This window comes from uncultured Aquincola sp. (genome assembly GCF_964001545.1).
GTDB lineage: Bacteria > Pseudomonadota > Gammaproteobacteria > Burkholderiales > Burkholderiaceae_C > Aquincola.
On sequence record NZ_CAXFDV010000667.1, the window covers coordinates 1 to 17,109 of the forward strand.

A 17,109-nucleotide genomic window follows, 5' to 3' on the forward strand; every position below is an offset into this window, starting at 1 on the left:
GTGCAGGCAACGCACCATTTGCGGCATCGCAATAATCGCCGTGGTATAGGTGGTTGATCCAGTCAACCATTTAACAATCGCGATACAAGATCGTCATTCAGGCGTCACACGACGCCTGCACGGCCCGCTCGATAGACTGCGGGGCGTGAAGGCCGCCCCTCCGTCCACCCCCGCCTGGCCAGGCATTCGCCGCCGGGCCCTGTTGTTGCTGGCCAGTGCCCTGATGTCGGTCACTGCCCAGGCCCAGCCCGCTGCCGGCGCGCAAGCGCAGAAGGTGCTGCGCTACGCCTTCCGCATCGCTGAAACCGGGTTCGATCCGGCGCAGGTGATCGACCTGTACTCGCGCATCGTCATCAGCAACATCTTCGAGGCGCCGCTGGAGTTCGAGTTCATGGCCGAGCCGGCGCGGCTGCGGCCCAACACCTTGGTGGCGATGCCGCAGGTGAGCGAGGACCACACCACCTTCACCCTGCAGCTGCGGCCGGGCCAGTACTTCGCCGACGACAAGGCCTTTGGTGGCCAGCGCCGTGAGCTGACGGCACAGGACTATGTGTATGCGCTCAAGCGCCACTACGACCCGCGCTGGAAGAGCCCGCAGCTGTACCTGCTGGAGAACGCCAAGATCCTGGGCTTGTCGGAGCTGCGCCAGCAGGCCATGGACCGCAAGCAGCCCTTCGACTACGACCGCGAAGTGGCCGGCCTGAAGGCACTCGACCGCTACACCTTGCGCATCCAGCTGGCTGAGCCCTCACCGCGCTTTTTGTACGAGCTGGCCGATGCCTCGCTCAGCGGCGCGGTGGCGCGCGAGGTGGTGCAGGCTTATGGCGACGAGATCATGGCCCACCCGGTGGGCACCGGGCCGTTCAGGCTGGTGAGCTGGCAGCGCAGCAACCGCATCGTGCTGGAACGCAACCCCGGCTGGCGTGAGGTGCTATACGACGAGCACCCGCCGGCCGGCAACACGCGCCTGACCGCCATCGCGCAGCAGCTCAAGGGCCGGCGGCTGCCGATGATCGACCGGGTGGAAATTGCCATCGTCGAGGAGAACCAGCCGCGCTGGCTGAGCTACCTGGCCGGCAGCTTCGACCTGCTGGAAGAACTGCCGCCCGAGTACGCCGACCTGGCCATGCCGCACAACCAGCTGGCGCCGCACCTGGCCCGCCGCGGCATGGCCATGGTGCGCTACCCGCGGGCCGATGCGTCGCTGTCGTACTTCAACATGGAGCATCCGGTCATCGGCGGCTACCTGCCTAGACAAGTGGCGCTGCGCCGCGCCATCTCGCTGGCGCTCAACGTGGAAGAAGAAATCCGCCTGGTGCGCGGCGGCCAGGCGGTGCCGGCGCAATCCCCCATCGCGCCGATGACCTGGGGCTACGACCCGGCCTACAAGAGCGAGATGGGCGACCACGACCCGGCGCGGGCCCGGGCCCTGCTCGACCTGTACGGCTGGCGCGACGTGGACGGCGACGGCTGGCGCGAGCAGCCCGACGGCCAGCCGCTGGTGATCGACTACGCCACCCAGCCCGACCAGCAAAGCCGCAAGCTCATCGAGCTGTGGGAGAAGAACATGCGGGCGGTGGGCATCCGCATGCGCTTCAAGACTGCCAAGTGGCCCGAGAACCTGAAGGCCGCCCGCGCCGGCCAGCTGATGATGTGGGGCGTGGGCTGGAGCGCCACCCGCCCCGACGGCGACACCTTCCTGGCGCTGGGCTACGTGGGCAACAAGGGCTCGGCCAACCTGGCACGCTTCGACCTGCCGGCCTTCAACCGCCTGTACGAACACCAGGGCACGCTGCCCGATGGCCCCGAGCGCGCCGCCGAGATGGCCCGCGCGCGCGACCTGATGGTGGTGTACATGCCGTACAAGGTGCACCTGCACCGCATCTTCACCGACCTGGCACAACCATGGCTGATCGGCTACCACCGCAACATCTTCGTGCGCGACTTCTGGAAGTACGTGGACATCGATCCCATGCAGCAGGAGGCGGCGCGATGAGGCTGCCTGCCGCGCGGCGGGGCGGGTCGGCGCTGGTCGCCACGCTGCTGCTGGCCTGCAGCATGATGGTCGGCGCCCAGCAGCCCCCCGCAGCTGCCGCGGCGCCGCAGAAGGTGCTGCGCTACGCCTTCCCGGTGGCCGAAACCGGGTTCGACCCCGCGCAGATCAACGACCTGTACTCGCGCACCATCACGCCGCACATCTTCGAGTCGCCCTACCGGTACGACCCGCTGGCACGGCCCGCCCAGGTGCGACCGCTCACCGCCGTGGGCATGCCCGAGCACAGCGACGACTACCGCACCTGGACCGTCAAGCTCCAGCCCGGCATCTACTTCACCGACGACCCGGCGTTCGGCGGCCGGCGGCGTGAGCTGGTGGCGGCCGACTACGTCTACAGCTTCAAGCGCTTTGCCGACCCCGCCACCAAGAGCCCGGCCTGGAGCTGGATGGCGCAGTTCGGCTTCATCGGGCTGGAGGCGCTGCGCGAGCAGGCGCTGAAGCACAAGCAACCCTTCGACTACGACAAGCCGATCGAAGGCATCCAGGCGCTGGACCGCTACACGCTGCGCTTCCGGATGGACAAGCCGTCGCCGCGCTTCGTCACCAGCGCGCTCACGCTGGGCGACCTGATCGGCGCCGTCGCGCGCGAGGTGGTGGAGAAGTACGGCGCCGACATCCCGGCGCACCCGGTGGGCACCGGGCCCTTCGTGCTCAAGCAATGGCGGCGCAGCTCCTTGATCGTGCTGGAACGCAACCCCGCCTACCGCGAAGTGCGCTACGACGCCGAGCCGGCCGCCGACGATGCCGAAGGCCAGGCGCTGTTGGCGCGCTTCAAGGGCCGCCGCCTGCCGATGCTGGACCGGGTGGAGATCTCCATCGTCGAAGAGAACCAGCCGCGCTGGCTGAGCTTTCTGCAGCAGCGGGCCGACCTGATCGAGCTGCTGCCGCCCGAGTTCGTGAACCAGGCGATGCCTGGCGGCAAGCTGGCGCCCTACCTGGCCGAGCAAGGGCTGCAGGCGCTGCGCAGCCGGCGGTCCGACGTGAGCCTGACGCTCTTCAACATGGACGACCCCATTGTCGGCGGCTATACGCCCGACAAGGTGGCGCTGCGGCGCGCCATCTCGCTGGCGGTGGACGTGGACGCCGAAATCCGCCTGGTGCTCGGCGGCCAGGCGATGGCGGCGCAAAGCCCGGTGCCGCCCAACACCCATGCCTACGACCCCACCTTCAAGAGCGAAAACGCCGACCACGACCCGGCGCGGGCCAAGGCGCTGCTGGACCTGTACGGCTATGTCGACCAGAACGGCGACGGCTGGCGCGACCTGCCCGACGGCCGGCCGCTGGTGCTGCAGATGGCCACCCAGCCCGAGCAGCGCAGCCGACAGCTCGACGACCTCTGGAAGCGCCACATGACCGCGGTGGGCCTGCGCATCGACTTCAAGCCCGCCAAGTGGCCCGAGAACCTGAAGGCCGCACGTGCCGGCAAGCTGATGATGTGGGGCGTTGGCAGCTTGGCCGCGGCGCCCGACAGCCTGGGCATCTACCAGCGCTACCACGGGCCGCAGTCGGGTGGCCAGAACATCGCCCGCTTCAAGCTGCCGGCGATGGACGCGCTGTACGACCAGATGAACCAGCTGCCCGACGGCCCCGAGCGGCAGGCCTTGTTCGACCAGGCCCGCAAGCTGGCGGTGGCCTACATGCCCTACAAGGCCCGGGCCCACCGCATCGCCACCGACGTGGCCCAGCCCTGGCTCATCGGCTACCGCCGACCGCTGTTCTGGAACGACTTCTGGCAGTACCTGGACATCGACACCGACCTGCAACGCCAGCGGATGAAGCCGTGATGCGGGCGCTTCGTCATGCGCTGGCGGTGGCGGCGCTGGTCATGGCCACGCTGCCCGCGCAGGCGCCGGCCAGCAACGCCGTGCCACCGGCCAAGGTGTTGCGCGTGGCCTTCAACTCGGCCGAGACCGGCTTCGATCCGGCGCGCATCAGCGACACCTACTCGCGCACGCTCACCGCCCACATCTTCGAGGCGCCGCTGGAGTACGACGCGCTGGCGCGCCCGCCGCTGCTGCGCCCGCGCACCGCGCAGGCGATGCCCGAGCACAGCGCCGACTACCGCACCTGGACGCTGAAGATCCGGCCCGGCATCCACTTCGCGCCCGATGCGGCCTTCGGCCAGCAGCCGCGCGAGCTGGTGGCGCAGGACTACGTCTACAGCTTCAAGCGCTTTGCCGACCCCACCACGGCCAGCCCGATCTGGTCTTACCTGGAGACCTACCAGCTGCTGGGTCTGGCCGAGCTGCGCGAGCGGGCGCTCAAGCGCCAGCAGCCCTTCGACTACGACCGCGAGATTGCCGGCGTGCGCGCGCTGGACCGCTACACGCTGCAGTTCCAGCTGCGCGAGCCGCGGCCGCGCTTTGCCTATGTGCTGGCGGCCAGCGACGTGTTCGGCGCGGTGGCGCGCGAGGTGGTGGAGCGCTACGGCAACGCCATCACCGAACACCCGGTGGGCACCGGGCCCTTCATGCTCAAGCAGTGGCGGCGCAGCTCGCTGGTGGTGCTGGCGCGCAACCCGGGTTACCGCGACGTGCGCTACGACGCCCAACCCGCCCCCGACGACGCGGCAGGCCAGGCGGTGCTGGCGCAGCTCAAGGGCCGCCAGCTGCCGATGGTGGACGAGGTGCAGGTGAGCATGATCGACGAGGAGCAGCCGCGCTGGCTGAGCTTTCTCAACGGCCAGCTGGACGCACTGGCCGGCGTCTATGGCTCGCTGCCCGGCAGCTTTGCGCCCACCGCCGTGCCCAATGGCCAGCTGGCGCCGCACCTGGCCAAACGCGGCATCGTGATGCACCGGCAGGTGAACCCCGACGTCATCCTGACCCTGTTCAACATGGCGCACCCGCTGGTGGGCGGGCTGGCGCCCGAGAAGGTGGCGCTGCGCCGCGCCATCGGCCTGGCCATGGACACCGAGCGCGAGGCGCGGCAGATCCGCCGCGGCCTGGCGGTGCCGGCGCAATCGGTGATGCTGCCGCATGCCAGCGGCTACGACCCGCACTTCAAGAGCGAAAACGGCGACCACGACCCGGCCCGCGCCCGCGCGCTGCTGGAGGTGTACGGCTACCGTGATCGCGACGGCGACGGCTTTCGCGAGCAGCCCGACGGCCAGCCGCTGGTGCTGGAGATGTCCACCCAGCCCGACCAGATCTACCGCCAGTTCGACGAGCAGTTCCAGCGCGACATGCAGGCCGTGGGCCTGCGGGTGCGCTTTCTCACCGGCCAGTTCGCGGAGCAGCTCAAGCAGGCCCGCGCCGGCAAGCTGATGCTGTGGATGGTGGGCAACAGCGCCAGCTCGCCCGACGGGCAGGACGTGCTGCAGCGGCTGAACGGCCCGCAGGCCGGCGGCCAGAACCTGGCGCGCTTCCAGCTGCCGGCCTTCGATGCGGTGTACGACCGGCTCTCGGCCCTGCCCGACGGGCCCGAGCGGGAGGCGCTGTTCCAGCAGGCGCGGCTGCTGTCGGTGGCCTACATGCCCTACAAGGCCTCGGTGCACCGCATCAGCGTCGACCTGCTGCACCCGTGGGTCATCGGCTACCGCCGGCCGCTGTTCTGGAACGACTGGTGGCACCGGGTGGACCTGGATGCAAACGCCCGACAGGCCGCGGGAATAAACCCCGCCCACCAGCCGTAAGCAGCAGGTGCACGCTCCCGCCGCCTTCCGCCAGCAACTGCTGGGCGCCATTCCGCGCCTGCGGCGTTATGCCCGCTCGCTGGTGATGGAGGTGCACTTGGCCGACGACCTGGTGCAGACGGCGCTGGAGCGCGCGCTGGCCCATTGGCACCAGTTCGACCAGCGGCGCGACCTGGTGCTGTGGGCGCTGTCCATCCTGCACAACGCCCACCTGGACTTTCGGCGCCGCGACGCCCGCACCACCGCCATGGACCCTGCCGATCTGGCCGCCGAGATGGATGCCCACCAGGCCGCGGCACCGCCCCACGACCCCGGCCTGCGCATCGACCTGCAGGCGGCGCTGCGCCGGCTGCAGCCCGACCAGCGCGAGGTGCTGCTGCTGGTGGGCGTGGAGCAGCTGAGCTATGCCGAGGCGGCCGAACTGCTGAACATCCCGATCGGCACCGTGATGTCGCGGCTGTCGCGGGCCCGCGCGGCGCTGCGCGCGTCGCTGGAAGGTGGATCATCCGCCGCCGGCCACCTGCCGCCCACCTTGCGCCGCGTGGTCTGATCTGATGGCCCCCATGAACGCCCCCCTGCCCCCCGACGACACCCAGCTGGGCGCCTGGCTGGACGGCGAACTGCCGCCGGCCGAGCACGACCGCATCAGCGCCTGGCTGGAAGCCCACCCGGCCGATGCACAGCGGGTGCAGGCCTGGGCCGCCGACCGCGATGCGCTGCGCGCACTGTGGGGCCCGGTGGTGCAGGAGCCGGTGCCGCCGGCGCTGCAACGCCAGGCCTGGCGCGGCGCCAGCCGCGCGGCCTGGGCGCGGGCCGCCATGGTGGCCGGCCTGCTGGTCACCGGTGCGCTGGCCGGCGGCAGCGCCGTCTGGTGGCAGCAGCATGATGCCGCCGCCGCGGGCGGCGTGGCGGCGGTGACCCTCGAGCCGGCCTGGGTGCAGCGCGCCGCGCTGGCGCACAGCCTGTACGTGCCCGAGCAGCGCCACCCGGTGGAAGTGCGCGCCCAGGAAGACCACCTGGCCCGCTGGCTGACCCGCCGCACGCAGCTGCCGGTCAAGCTGTTCGACCTGCGCCAGCAGGGCTTTGCGCTGGTGGGTGGCCGCCTGCTGCCCGACACCGACGGCCCCGGCGCGCAGCTGATGTACGAAGACGCCAGCGGCCAGCGGGTGACGGTGTACCTGCGCAAGCCCGATCCGCAGGTACCCGCCTCCTTCCGCTATGAGCAGCAGGGCGAGCTGGGCCTGTTTTACTGGGTGGAAGGCGGCTGCGGCTACGCGCTGGCCGGCAGCCTGCCGCGCGAGCGCCTGCTGGCGCTGGCCGAGGCCATCTACCAGCAGCAGCCGCAGTAAGCCGGCCGGTGGCCGCGGGGCCCCGGGGCCGCTGCCTAGAATCCCCGCATGCCCGATCACGCCTCCGCCGCCCGTGCGCCCCGACCCGTTCCGCGCACGGCCGCCCAGCGTGCCGCGGCCTGGCACCGCCTGCTGGCGGTGGTGGTGCTGGGCTTTGCCTCCGGCCTGCCGCTGGCGCTCACCGGCCAGGCCATGCAGGCCTGGCTCAGCCTGGAAGGGCTGGACGTGGCCACCATCGGCTTTCTGAGCCTGGTGGGCCTGCCCTACACCTTCAAGTTCCTGTGGGCGCCGCTGATGGACCGCTTCGAGCTGCCGCTGCTCGGCCGGCGCCGCGGCTGGCTGGTGCTCACCCAGCTGGCGCTGGCCGGCGTGCTGTATGCGCTGGCCGGCACCTCGCCGTCGGCGGCGCTGCGCACCTTTGCGCTGCTGGCGGTGCTCACCACCTTCGTCTCCGCCTCGCAGGACGTGGTGATCGACGCCTACCGCACCGACCTGCTGCCACCGGCCGAGCGCGGCCTGGGCTCATCACTGAACGTGCTGGGCTACCGGCTGGCGATGATCGTCTCCGGCGGCGTGGCGCTGATCTGGACCGACCCCAGCAATGCCGGCACGGCCTTCGGCTGGACCTGGCCACAGGTGTACCAGTTGATGGCGGTGCTGATGCTGATCGCCGCCGGCTGCTCGGCCCTGCTGCTGCCGCGGCTGCAGCATGCGCCGGTGCCGCGCACCGTCGCGCGGCACGACCTGGTCGGCTTCGGCGCGGTGGTGCTGGCGGTGGCGGTGGGCGTGCTGTTCACCGACCGGCTGGCCAATCCGTTGGCCCGCTGGCTGCTGGGCACGGCGCTGCAGGGCAGCAGCCTGTCGCCTGCGCTGCAGGGCAAGTGGGCCGAGCTGCTGGGGCTGCTCATCGGCATCGGCGTCACGCTGCCGCTGGCGGCCTGGGCGGCGCGGCGCGCGCGCTTCGAAACCCTGCTGTCGGGTCTGCAGAGCTACTTCTCGCAGGCCGGCGCGGGCGCCTTCCTGGCCTTCATCGTGCTGTACAAGCTGGGCGACGCCTTCGCCGGCTCGCTGATGACGCCCTTCCTGCTCAAGGCCATGGCCTACAGCCCGGCCGAGGTGGGCGTGGTCAACAAGGTCATCGGCCTGTGGCTCACCATCGGCGGCGCGCTGCTGGGCGGCGCCTTGATGCTCAAGCTGGGCCTGTGGCGCTCGCTGCTGCTGTTCGGCGTGCTGCAGATGGTCAGCAACCTGGGCTTCTGGTGGCTGGCGGTCAATGGCGCGGGCGTGCTGCCGGGCCTGACCATCCCGGCCTTCGACTGGGGCTTCGTGCACCTGGCGCAGGCCACGCCGGTGGACGGCGGGCTGCTGATGGTGATCGCCTTCGAGAACCTGTCGGGCGGCATGGGCACGGCGGCCTTCGTCGCCTTCTTGATGAGCCTGTGCAACCAGCGCTTCACCGCCACGCAGTTTGCGCTGCTGTCGGCCTTTGCGTCGGTCGGCCGGGTGTGGGTGGGGCCGCTGGCCGGCGTGCTGGCCGAAAGCATCGGCTGGCCCACCTTCTTCCTCGTGTCCACGCTGGCGGCGCTGCCCGCGTTGGGGATGCTGTGGACGCTGCGTGGCAGCATCCGCGCACTGGAGGTGCCACCAGGGCCGGTGGCCGCTGACGACTGAGGACCGCCCCCAAGCTCGCTGCGCTCGCGTCCCCCCGAGGGGGAGCCCAGTTCCTTGGGGCGGCCCGGCGCAACTGGAGGCAAGGCGATTGCCAAACCGCCGGCACGCCCCCATCTTTGACCTGGTTCAACCGTTGTATGACGCCACTGCCATGACCAAGCTCTTCCGTACCGACGCCGACATCGCCGTGCCGCACGGCGCCGGCTGCCGCTGTGCGCTGCACGGCCGGCGCCTGTTCACAGGTGCCCTGGTGGCCGGTGCCATGGCACCCGCCTGGGCCCAGCGAGACAGCGAAGGCGTGCGCGGCGACGTAGGCAGCGAAAGCCAGTTCGCCAAGCTGGTGTCGGCCGAGGAGGTGGAGGCCGCGGCCCAGCAGCAGTACACGCAGATGAAGCGCGAGGCCGCCCAGCAGCGTGCACTGGCGCCCGACGACAACGGCCAGGTGCTGCGGCTGCGCGCCATCGCCCAGCGGCTGATTCCGTTTGCCGACGACTGGAACCGCCGCGCCGGCCAGTGGAAGTGGGAGGTCAACCTGATCGGCAGCCAGCAGCTCAATGCCTTTTGCATGCCGGGCGGCAAGATCGCCTTCTACTACGGCATCCTGCAGCAGCTGCAGCTGAGCGACGACGAGGTGGCCACCATCATGGGCCACGAGATGGCCCACGCGCTGCGTGAGCATGCGCGCGAGCGCATGGGCAAGACCGCCGCCACCCGCGTGGGCGCCAGCCTGCTGTCCAGCGTGCTGGGCCTGGGCAGCGCCGGCGACCAGCTGCTGAACATGGGCGGCCAGCTGCTGACACTGAAGTTCAGCCGCGACGATGAATCGGAAGCCGACATCGTGGGCATGGACCTGGCGGCCCGCGCCGGCTACGACCCGCGCGCCGGCATCAGCCTGTGGCAGAAGATGCTGCAGGCCAGCAAGGGCGCGCCGCCGCAGTTCCTGAGCACCCACCCGGCCGGCCAGACCCGCATCCGCGACATCGAGGCCAAGCTGCCCAAGGTGCAGCCGCTGTATGCGCGCGCGGACAAGCCTGCGCGCAAATACGGCCCGCCGCCGCCCGCGGCGGCCAAGGGCAACTAGGCGTCGGCTAATCGCAGATCAGGTGGCCGGCGACCCAGTAACAGCCGTCGTCGCCGCCGCCGCCGGCCTGCGTGGCCAGGGGCAGGCACACCAACAATGCGAAGGCCAGCTTCCCGCACATGGCCGATAAGCGAAGCAGTTTCATCGAGACACTCCTGAGGGGTGGCTCAATGTAACCAGATGCAGCAGGTGCGGCCGCTCCCTAGAACACCGTCTGCACCGCCAGCACCACGCTGCGGGCCGGCAGGTAACGCGCCAGCCGAACGTCGCCCGAGCGGAACGAATCGTCCTGGAACCGGAAGCGCTGGCCGAACAGGTTCTTGACCGTGAGCGTCACCGTGGTGGGCGAAGCGCCGGCATGGCGGCCCAGAACCAGGTCGACCAGGCGGAAGCGGTCGAAGCCCTCGGGCATGTTCATGCCGGCCGGCGTGCGCACACGCTGCGCCACGGTCGTCCAGGCGGCCTCACCGAACCAGCCGTCGTTCAGGAAGTAGCGAACCGCCAGCGGCACCGACGCGGTCCGCAGGTTCAGCAGCATGGGTATCTGGTAGAGGGGGTGGCGCCAGAAGCGGTCGAGCACCAGGCCGCCGCGCACCGCGATGCGCGGGTGCGGCGTCCAGAACAGTTCGGTGCGCGTCTGCTGCTCGTTCCAGCGCTCGTCGACCGTGCCCTGGCCGCTGGTGGTCACCGGGCCTGGCACGCTCACGCGGCGTGCCGTCCAGGCGGCGGAGAGCTTCAGGCCCGGCGACAGGGCGACGTCCGCGCCCAGTGCATGAACCACGCTGGCCACGCTGTTGCCATCGTCATAGATCTGGTTGAAACCCACCACCGACGTCGGCTCGATCGACTGATCGAACTCGGCCGCGCGCCGCAAGGTGCGGAAGGCAGCCGCGCGGACGGTGGCCTCCGGCGTCGGCCGCCACAGCAAGCCCAGCTTGGGCAGCCACAGATGGCGCAGGCCGGTCGGCTCATCGGCGACCAGGCGGGCCAGGCCCAGCGTGCCCTGGAGCGTGTCGCCCAGCGGCTGCTGCCAGTACGCATAGGCCTGGTCCTGGTTCAACGCTTGCCGGTCGTCGGTCAGGCAGGGCGCCTCCGTCCTGCAGGGGCCGGACGGCACGGGCAGGGCAGGGTCGTACCGCCGCAGCCGCAGCTGCGATGTCGAGCGGGTCCGGGCGACGCCCAGCAGCCAGTGGCCGCCAGCCACCGCGCGCTGGTACTGCGCTTCCAGCACATGCCCCGGGCTGTCAGCGTCGATGGCCAGCACGCGCGTGCGGCCCGGCAGCAGCACGGACTCTTCCTCATGCTGCCGCACATAAGACACCAGCACCACTTCCTGGCCGCTGGGTCGCCAGGCCAGGCCCAAGCGGGCGCTGCGATCCTCGATGCTGTTGTGCTCACCCGGCGCCGTGGACTCCACGCCGAAGGCGGAGCGCACATCGCCATACTGCGAGCGACGCGAGCGCAGCTGGCCCTGCAGCTGCAAGCCAGGCGTCAGCTGCCATTGCAGCAGCACGTCGTCCACCTGGTGGCTGATGGGCGAGTTCGGGCGGAAGCCCTCGGTGTGGTAGCGGAAGCTGCCGGCGTCCAGCGCCAGGCGATAGCCGGCATAGGCGCCGCTGGCTTCGGCCGACCAGAGCCCGCGGCTGCCAGCGGCCAGGCCCAGCCGGCCGCTGGCGCCCTGGCGCCCTGGCGCTCGAAGTAGCGTGACTCGTCGGCCGGCATGCCCAGCGCCGATTCGTCCACCAGACCCATGACGCCGGTGGAACTGCGGTGTGGCAACAGGTGCGCAGGACGCACCGGCTGCAGCAGCAGCGCCTGCAGGTTTTCGCTGCTCACGGCCGCCTCGTGCCGGTCCAGGCCGGAGTAGGCGTCGGCCAGGAACCGGTGCGCCGCCGCCGTGCCGGGATCGATGGCCAGCGCCTCGGCGGCCTGCGCGATGCCCAGCCGGCCAAAGCCCAGCTCGTCCTGGATGCGCGCCAGCGCCACGCTGCGTTCGGCGCGGTCGTCGTCCAGCAGCAGGCGCGAACGAACCACCGCCCGGTTGTCGTTGAGCGCGATCGAGCGCGCCATGTCGTCCAGCGCCTCCACCGGCCGGTTGTTCACCAGCTTGTACAGCGCTTCGTAGAACCAGGGCGTGGGGTCGAGCGGGTCGCGCTCGCGGGCCAGGCGGAACTGCGTTTCGGCCGCAGGGCCGCGGCGTTCCTGTGCATACACGCGGCCCAGGTAGCTGCGCAGCAAGGCGTTGTCGGGGTCCAGGCTCACCGCGATGTCGATCTGCTCGCGGCCTTCGGTGCGCCGACCCTCGCGCAGCTGCACCAGGCCCAGGCCCATGCGCGGCAGCGGGTCGGCCTGGTCCAGCTGCACCGCCTGTTCAAAGGCCTGGCGGGCGCCGCCGTTGTCGCCATGGGCCAGCAGGGTGAAGCCGTGCACCAGCTGGGCACGCGACAAGGCCGGGCCCTGCGCCACGGCCTGCCCGGCCGCCGCGGTGGCTTCCACCAGCCGGCCGGCGTGCAGGTGCAGCTCGGCCAGCCGTGCCCAGGCCAGCGCGTTGTCGGGCTCCAGCCGGGCGGCCGCCGCGGCCTGGGTGGTGGCCTGGTCCAGCTCGAAGCGCGACTGGTGCACGTAGGAAGCCGCCAGCAGCGCCGCGGTGGACCGGGCATCGGCGGCCACCGCCTGCTGCGACAGGGCCAGCGCGCCCTCGGGCTGGTTGTGCACCAGCGCCACCATGGCCTGCAGGGCCAGCGATTCGGCATGCGCCGGGTCGCCAGCCTCGATGGCCTGCAGCTCGGGCAGGGCCTGGTCGGCGCGGCCGACGTCCAGCAGCAGCGCCGCGCGCTGCAGCCGCAAGCCGCCGGCGCGCTGCGCCACCGGCTGCGCATCCAGCCCGGCCAGCGCTTCGGTCATGCGGCCGCGGGCGGCCAGGGCCGCGGCGGCACGCACCGCAGGCAGGTCGGCGCCCACGCGCGGCCGCACGGTGGGGTAGTGCACGGCCCACTGCACCGCATTGCGCGGGCGCAGCACCAGCGTCTTGCGCGGCAGGGTGACGGCATCGCCGCTGGCCTGTTCGCCGGCCCGCAGCGTCACCCGCCCGGCCTCGTTGCTGGCCACCACCCGGCCTTCGACCACCAGCACGCTGGAGGCCGATTCGCCCACCTGCACCAGGAATTCGGTGCCCTCGACGTTGGCGTTGACGAAGGGCGTGCTCAGCCGGAAGGGCTGGGGCGTGCGGGTGATGACGTTGACGATGCCGCGCAGCTGTTCGATGACGGTGCCGCGCGGCGCATCGGGCGCGCGCAGCGTGAGGTGGGAGTGCTGGTCCAGCCGCAGTGTGGTCTGGTTGTTCATCAGCAGCGCGGCCCGGCTGCGCTCGCCCACCCGCACCGCGTCGCCGGCGCACAAGGCCTGTTCCAGCCGCGCCGCCTGCCACGCTTGCTCGGCATGCCGTACTTCCACCGTGCCCTGGACCGAGGCCACGCGGGCCATCGGGCTCGCACAGACATCGCTGGCGCGGGCGGGTGCACACAGGAGAGGCAGGCTGGCCAGCGCGGCGAAACAGATGCGGAGCTTGGCGAACCTGACTGCGTGGGAGTGGGGGGCGGTGCCACCCAGGCGGCTGTTCATGGCAGTGCGTTCGCTGTCAAGGTCGGTGGCACCACTTCCCACGGTGCAACCAGACGTAAATATTCAACAGTGAAGATTAACGTATTTGTTCACTGCTTTGCAGCCCGCATCACTTTGATTGCACCTGAATCGGTAACGGAGCGCCCCGGCGCACAGGCTGCGTGAGCGCAGCGCGGCAATGCAGGAGGTAATAAGCCGTCGGCCCGTCGGTGGGGTGCGATTGATGCAAATTGGCAAAAGCGGCAATGGCTGCGTGCAATTCACCGGCACGGTAAAGCGCCAGGGCCTGCGCAAAGTCCAGCAGCAGCGGCGGGGGCGGCTGCTGTGGCGCAGTGGGGCGCCCCACCACCTCCACCACTTCCACCGCCGCCTGCTTGCCCGCCAGCATGAAGGCGCCCAGCGGCCGCAGCCACCAGTCGTGCAGGCCCTGCACCATCGGGGCGGAGGCCAGCACGCGGGTGCCCAGCGTCTTGTTCAGGCCCTCCAGCCGCGCCGCGGTGTTGACCGCATCGCCCACGGCGCGGAACTGGTACAGCGCGCTGGCGCCCACCACGCCCAGTCGCATCTCGCCCACATGCAGGCCGATGCGGGTGGGCCAGGCCGGCTGGCCGGCGTCGGCCGGCAGGGCCATGCGCTGCTGGATGGCCAGCGCCGCCTCCAGGGCCGCGTTGCGGCGCGCGGTGTCGTCGGGCTGCGTTTCCCAGATGGCCATCATCGCGTCGCCGACGATGTCGATCACCGCGCCGCCGGCCTGTGCAATGGGCTCGAACAGGCGCGCGTAATAGGCGTTGAGCTGCACGCCCAGCGCCTCGGCCGGCAGCCCCTCGGCCAGCGCGGTGTAGCGTTCCACGTCGGTGGCCATGCACACGCCCAGGCTCACCCGGTGGCTGTGCGTGAGGTCGCCCGACACCTGGGCCAGGTGATCGGCCATCTGGCTGGGCACGAAGCGCGAGAACGCCGCGCGCAGGCGGTGGTGGCGCTCATGCTGGTGACGGGCATGCAGCCACAGCGCCAGGGCCAGCGCCGCCGGCCATTGCAGCAGCAGCGGCACCACCCAGGGCAGCCACACATCCGCATGAAAGGCCCAGGCACTGGCAACGGCCACCGCCATCGCCGAGGCCAGCGCCAGCACCGCCTGCGCCCGTGGCCGCCGCAGGTGCGCCAGCAACGTCAACCAGGCGCCCCAGGCCACCAGCCAGGCCGCCCAGCCGACCGCCGGCAAGGGTTGCAGCCGATGGCCGTCGGACAGGTTGGCATAGGCGGTGGCGGCGATCTCCACGCCGCTCATCTCCACGCCCGAGCCGTCGGAGAACACGGTGCGGTAGTCGTCGCGCAGCCGGTCCTGCGCACCCGAAGATTCGGCCGAAAAACCGACGAACACCATCGCATCGCGGAACAACGCCGGCTCGGCGGCCAGCACCGCCGGCAGGTCGACGTACGACACGGTGCGGATGCTGCGCGCCGGCCCGTAGAAGTTGAGCGGCACGGCGTCGGGCCCGGCATGCAGCGCCCGCAAGGCCTCGATCTGCTCGCGTGGCACCGGCAGCTGCACGTCGGCCCATGCGTGCAGGCGCTCGGCCACGCGGCTGGCCAGGCTCGCATCGGCCATGAAGCGTTCGCGCAGCTGCCGCACCGTGCCGGAAGGGGGCTGCGGCGCAGCGCTGGCCACCTGGCAGGCCGTGGCGTCGGTCGTCACCTCGCAGGCCAGGTCGGCCAGCGCCTGCACCGCTTCCTGGTGCTGCAGATGAAAGGCCAGCACCGGCAGGCTGGGCTGGTGGCCCGCATCGCGGCGAAAGGCCCAGTACATGTCGATGCGCGCGTCCTTGGGCAGCACGAAGGGCGCATGGTCGAGCGCCGCCTCGTTGATCACCGGCACGGCGGGTTGCATCTGCTCGACCACCAGTTCGCCCGGTGCCTGCCGCCAGGTGTCGCGCCGCAGCGAAGACGTGACCAGCACATTGCCGGCCTGCCGCAGGCTGCGGGCGAACACCGCGTCGTCGGGCCCGGGCGTTTCAAAGGTGAGGTCGAAGGCCACCAGACCCGCGCCCGCTGCCTGCAGGCGGTCCACCAGTTCGGCATGCAGGCGGCGCGGCCAGGCGCGGGGCCGCTCGGGCAGGCCCAGGCTGGCGGCCGACCGTTCGTCGATGGCCACCACCACCACGCCGGCCGGTGGCGGGCGCACGCCGCGCCACTGGAACAGCGCCTGCAAGCCGGGGCCGGATTCCACCGGCAGCACCGGCTCCATCACCCAGGCCAGCAGGCCCAGCGCGGGCAGCAGGCACAAGGCCAGCCAGCGGGCGCCGCGCGGCGCCATCACCAGCGGCCGGGCAGGGGCTTGCAGATCACGAAGCGCTCGGCTTCCAGCCGCACGTAGCCGCCGGTCTCCAGGTCCTTCAGCAAGCGGCTGACCATCGCGCGCGAGCAGCCCAGGCGGCTGGACATTTCCTTGTGCGTCCACCGTTCATGGATCACGCGGGTGCCGTCGCTGCCAGGCTCTGCAATGGTGTTGACCATGTGCAGCAGCCGGCCATAGACATCGTTCAATGCCAGCTGGCGCGCATTGTTGGTGGCACTGCGCACACGCCGGATGACCTTGGCAAGCAATTCGAATGCAAATTCAGGGTGTTGCGCAATGTGCTCCAGCACCGCCTGCCGATTGACCACCGCGCAAGTGCAATGCTCGATGGTGACGACGCTGGCCGAGCGGGCACCGCCATCCAGGCTCAACTCCCCCATGTACTCGCCGGGGCCGTAGACGCCGTAGGTGATCTCCTGGCCTTTGTCGCCCACGGAATAGGCGCGCACCCGGCCCGAAAGCAGGATGTAGATGGCATCATCGCGTTCGCCTTCCTGGATGAGCAAAGTACCCGTGCGGTAATGACAGACTTGACCGCGTTGTGCCAGGCGTTGCAACAAGGGACTCAGGAAATTGGCGGACGTTTCTTCTTCGCGGTCGTGATTCAACATGCTGGGCACACGAGCTCTCTGCTCGTCGTTGCATGCTAGCGGCGCCAAGCGGCCAGCGGAAGCAAACCGTTACATATTGAATCCACAACGCTTCGGAATGCTGACGTGGGTCTTACGGCAACACGCGCAGCGTGGTAGTCATCGGCGGCAACCGGGCCACCTGCTGCACCAGGTCGCGCAGCGTGGCGGCGCCGGTCTTGGCGCGGATGCTGCCGATCTGCGTGCGCACGGTGGACAGCTGAACACCCTGGGTCTGCGCCACCTCCGCCGGTCGCGCGCCGGCACACAAGGCCTTGAGCACCTGGGTTTCGGTGCCCGTCAGCCGGTGGCCGCGGGCAAAAGCCTCCACCGACAGCTCTTCGCACACCTGCCGCTTGTTGAACATCAGCAAGGTGGCGCCTTCGGGCACCTGCGCCGACTGCGGCAACGGCACCACCACCACGCTCACACGCGCGCGGGCCGGGCCCAGGTTCAGCATGCAGCGTCGGTGGCGGCCCGCCGCGGCGGCCAGTGCTTCACGCACCGGCAGGTCGTCTTCCAGCAGGCGGGCGCGCAGCTGGCTGCCCACCACTTCCAGCGGATGGTCGCCCGCCAGCGTCTGGCGCGCGGCATGGTTCATGTGGATGACGCGGCCCAGGTGGCTGACCACCACCACGCCGTAGTCGATCTCGTCCATGACGGCACGCAGCGTTTGCGCCGCGACATCGCCCCGGCGTTCCGGGCCGCTGTA

Annotated in this window: 13 protein-coding genes; 7 read left to right on the top strand and 6 right to left on the bottom strand. The window is 70.7% G+C overall.

All coding sequences use genetic code 11. The annotated features are described in order from the left end of the window. Positions 1 to 223: 223 nt before the first annotated feature. The 7 genes from ABNT58_RS23315 (at position 224) to ABNT58_RS23345 (ending at position 9,791) form a co-directional block, all read left to right on the top strand. Positions 224 to 1,996, top strand: coding sequence for an ABC transporter substrate-binding protein (locus ABNT58_RS23315; RefSeq protein ID WP_348755788.1), 1,773 nt, complete (start codon positions 224 to 226; stop codon positions 1,994 to 1,996). Continuing rightward, positions 1,993 to 3,840 carry an ABC transporter substrate-binding protein gene (locus ABNT58_RS23320; RefSeq protein ID WP_348755789.1) on the top strand — a complete coding sequence of 616 codons (1,848 nt, stop codon included), beginning with the start codon at positions 1,993 to 1,995 and terminating at the stop codon, positions 3,838 to 3,840. Before ABNT58_RS23315 ends, ABNT58_RS23320 begins: the two co-directional genes overlap by 4 nt. Beyond that, the gene (locus ABNT58_RS23325) at positions 3,840 to 5,690 is read left to right on the top strand and encodes an ABC transporter substrate-binding protein (RefSeq protein ID WP_348755790.1); all 1,851 of its coding nucleotides are present in this window, start codon (positions 3,840 to 3,842) and stop codon (positions 5,688 to 5,690) included. Before ABNT58_RS23320 ends, ABNT58_RS23325 begins: the two co-directional genes overlap by 1 nt. Before the next feature lie 7 nt (positions 5,691 to 5,697). Further along, on the top strand, positions 5,698 to 6,240 hold the full coding sequence (locus tag ABNT58_RS23330) for a sigma-70 family RNA polymerase sigma factor (RefSeq protein ID WP_348755791.1): 543 nt from the start codon (positions 5,698 to 5,700) through the stop codon (positions 6,238 to 6,240). Positions 6,241 to 6,253: 13 nt separating this feature from the next. After that, complete coding sequence (locus ABNT58_RS23335) at positions 6,254 to 7,039, top strand: anti-sigma factor (RefSeq protein ID WP_348755792.1); 786 nt, start codon at positions 6,254 to 6,256, stop codon at positions 7,037 to 7,039. A 48-nt stretch (positions 7,040 to 7,087) separates the two neighbouring features. After that, positions 7,088 to 8,710 carry an MFS transporter gene (locus ABNT58_RS23340; protein ID WP_348755793.1) on the top strand — a complete coding sequence of 541 codons (1,623 nt, stop codon included), beginning with the start codon at positions 7,088 to 7,090 and terminating at the stop codon, positions 8,708 to 8,710. Positions 8,711 to 8,861: 151 nt separating this feature from the next. Then, positions 8,862 to 9,791, top strand: a complete 930-nt coding sequence (locus ABNT58_RS23345; protein ID WP_348755794.1) for a M48 family metallopeptidase — start codon at positions 8,862 to 8,864, stop codon at positions 9,789 to 9,791. 7 nt (positions 9,792 to 9,798) lie between these two features. Here ABNT58_RS23345 and ABNT58_RS23350 read toward each other — a convergent pair whose 3' ends face one another. The 6 genes from ABNT58_RS23350 to ABNT58_RS23375 form a co-directional block, all read right to left on the bottom strand. Further along, positions 9,799 to 9,936 carry a hypothetical protein gene (locus tag ABNT58_RS23350; protein WP_348755795.1) on the bottom strand — a complete coding sequence of 46 codons (138 nt, stop codon included), beginning with the start codon at positions 9,934 to 9,936 and terminating at the stop codon, positions 9,799 to 9,801. 57 nt (positions 9,937 to 9,993) lie between these two features. After that, a complete protein-coding gene (locus ABNT58_RS23355) occupies positions 9,994 to 11,313 on the bottom strand; it encodes a TonB-dependent receptor (protein WP_348755796.1) in 1,320 nt (439 codons plus the stop codon). After that, positions 11,283 to 13,274, bottom strand: coding sequence for a FecR domain-containing protein (locus ABNT58_RS23360; protein WP_348755797.1), 1,992 nt, complete (start codon positions 13,272 to 13,274; stop codon positions 11,283 to 11,285). The genes ABNT58_RS23355 and ABNT58_RS23360 overlap by 31 nt, the downstream gene beginning before the upstream one ends. 247 nt (positions 13,275 to 13,521) lie before the next feature. Then, the gene (locus tag ABNT58_RS23365) at positions 13,522 to 15,726 is read right to left on the bottom strand and encodes an adenylate/guanylate cyclase domain-containing protein (RefSeq protein WP_348755798.1); all 2,205 of its coding nucleotides are present in this window, start codon (positions 15,724 to 15,726) and stop codon (positions 13,522 to 13,524) included. After that, positions 15,726 to 16,379 (bottom strand): Crp/Fnr family transcriptional regulator, encoded by a 654-nt coding sequence (locus ABNT58_RS23370; protein WP_348755799.1) that lies wholly within the window; start codon positions 16,377 to 16,379, stop codon positions 15,726 to 15,728. Before ABNT58_RS23370 ends, ABNT58_RS23365 begins: the two co-directional genes overlap by 1 nt. Positions 16,380 to 16,491: 112 nt before the next feature. After that, positions 16,492 to 17,055 carry a helix-turn-helix transcriptional regulator gene (locus tag ABNT58_RS23375; protein WP_348755800.1) on the bottom strand — a complete coding sequence of 188 codons (564 nt, stop codon included), beginning with the start codon at positions 17,053 to 17,055 and terminating at the stop codon, positions 16,492 to 16,494. Positions 17,056 to 17,109: the final 54 nt, after the last annotated feature.